The organism is Arsenophonus sp. ENCA (assembly GCF_002287155.1).
GTDB classification, from domain to species: domain Bacteria; phylum Pseudomonadota; class Gammaproteobacteria; order Enterobacterales; family Enterobacteriaceae; genus Arsenophonus; species Arsenophonus nilaparvatae.
In genome coordinates this window covers 1-2,110 of record NZ_NHNG01000305.1, presented here as the reverse complement: position 1 = coordinate 2,110, position 2,110 = coordinate 1, and the positions used below count along the sequence as shown (strand labels likewise).

The window sequence follows — 2,110 nt, the reverse complement described above, 5'->3', positions numbered from 1 at the left end:
CTGCTTACTTGCAAGAATATTTTATAGATATCTTTAATGCATGGATAACCGGACAAAATATGAACATCCTTATTTTTTCTTGTTTTTAAATTTATACTTCTTTTTTAGAGACTGCGAAACTCGTGACTTACTGAACGTCGGCGTCAAACGATACTCCGTTTATCTGGGCTGCCAGTGATAAAGACGTTGGAGCAGTTTGATTACAAATATGCCAGCGGTGTTCCCCGTAACCAAATACAGGAACTGGCTGGACTGGCTTTCATTGAGCGCCAGGAGAATATCGTGTTGCTAGGTCCGTCTGGTGTCGGCAAGACCCACCTGGCTACTGCCATCAGCTATAGAGCTGCGATGCAGGGATTAAGCATCCGTTTTCTAACTGCAGCGGACATGATGTTGCAGCTGCTTACCTCTCATCGACAAGGTGACCTCAAAGGATATCTTACCCGAGTTATCAGTAAACCTAGATTATTGATTATCGATGAAGTTGGCTATTTACCTTTTGGCAAGGAAGAAGCAAACCTGTTCTTCCAGGTGGTGGCAAAGCGATATGAAGCGGGTAGTGTGCTCTTAACCAGTAATCTGTCTTTTGCTCAGTGGTCAAGTACATTTGGTGATGATGAGACGCTAACAGCCGCTATGCTGGATCGATTGCTGCACCATGCACATATCGTACAGATTAGTGGACAAAGTTATCGGTTAAAAGACAAGCTAAAAAGCGGTCAGCTACATAAAAAATTGAAAGCGGAACTGAGCGAGTAAATTAAAGGGGGTGGATCAGTTTTACTTTAGCAAAGTGGATCAGAATTCAATTGGCATTGACAAGAAGCAATACGCCGCAAAACAGTTTGACCTTTAGTGAGCGCGCATCCGATCCGGATACGCTGCATCAACAGGCCATGGCGCTTAAGGCGCGTGAGTCCATCCCTTACGAAGTGGCGGTGAAGCGCTGCCTGTCAGGAGAGTCCTATGTCTGATTATTTAAAAAGCAAACGGGCAAACGACCCGGTGCTGACCCATATTGCCGCTGAATACCGCAATGCCAGCCTGATTGGGGAAAAGCTGTTTCCTCTCGTCAGGTTAGAAAAAGAAGGCGTCAAGGTGCCGACCTTTGGTAAAGGCCGCTTGGCGCTGTATGAAACCAAACGCGCAGTGGGGGCGGACAGCAATATCCTGTTAAGAGAGAAACAGGCGTTTACCGATATCGTGCTCGATGAGCATGATCTGGCGGTGCCGGTCGATCACCGCGAACAGGCGGAATCGATGTTCAATAAGCCTGTTGCTCAATAGCAAAATTAATTGTGACTTACAAAAAAACCAGCTATTGATGATAAAATAATCAATTTTTGAATTAAAAATGACCTATATAAGATTAAAAAATAACCTATTTTTGTGTTTTTTAGATGTATCTAACTTGTTTTTATTGAAAGCAGTTTTATTTCACTATTGAGCAACAGGCTTAATGAAGAAATCAAGGCGATCAAGCGTGCCACGGACGGTATTTTGTTGCGTCGTGAGCAGTATGTCGCCGAGCTGGCGCAATCGGCTTCGGTCTATGCCAGCAACGCCACCAAAGCCTTGACGGGCGAGGCCGCCTGGAACAAAAAAAATGGCGATCCACTGAAAGATATTGAAGCCGGGATGGAAGTGGTGCGGACCAATATCGGCCTGCGTCCCAACGTCATTACCATGGGGGCAAGCGTGATGGCGCTGTTGCGCTTCCATAAGGTGTTGCAGGACGCGCTGGGCGGGAACGAACGCAAGCGTATCACCACGGAAATTTTAAAAGATTTATTCCAGGTGGATGAGGTGCTGATTGGCGCACCCGTTCAGCTGGCGAAGGACGGTAAAACCACTACCGACCTGTGGAAAGACAACCTGATGCTGCATGTCGTCAATGCGCCGTCAGCCAGCAGTGATAGCGCGGATGAGCATATGCCTTCCTTTGGCTATACCTTCCGCCGTCAGGGGATGCCACTGGCCGATCGCTTTGACAGTATTGGCGGCAAGGTGGTCAATATCCGCTACACCGATATTTACAAGGTCGCGGTGGTAGGGAGTGAGGCCGGGTATCTGATTAGTGGCATTAAAGGAGCGTAAAAGATGGTCACGC

1 protein-coding gene and 3 pseudogenes are annotated in these 2,110 nt (G+C 47.1%); all 4 read left to right on the top strand.

Translation table 11 applies throughout. The features are described from left to right. Positions 1 to 129: 129 nt before the first annotated feature. Positions 130 to 759 (top strand): annotated as a pseudogene (gene istB, locus CBG25_RS08225) (IS21-like element helper ATPase IstB); the annotation flags it as partial. 50 nt (positions 760 to 809) lie between these two features. After that, the gene (locus tag CBG25_RS08220; RefSeq protein WP_290605291.1) at positions 810 to 974 is read left to right on the top strand and encodes a hypothetical protein; all 165 of its coding nucleotides are present in this window, start codon (positions 810 to 812) and stop codon (positions 972 to 974) included. Next, positions 967 to 1,272, top strand: a pseudogene (locus CBG25_RS08215) (hypothetical protein); the annotation flags it as partial. The gene CBG25_RS08220 and the pseudogene CBG25_RS08215, both read left to right, overlap by 8 nt. Positions 1,273 to 1,458: 186 nt before the next feature. After that, positions 1,459 to 2,097, top strand: a pseudogene (locus CBG25_RS08210) (hypothetical protein); the annotation flags it as partial. Positions 2,098 to 2,110 lie beyond the last annotated feature (13 nt).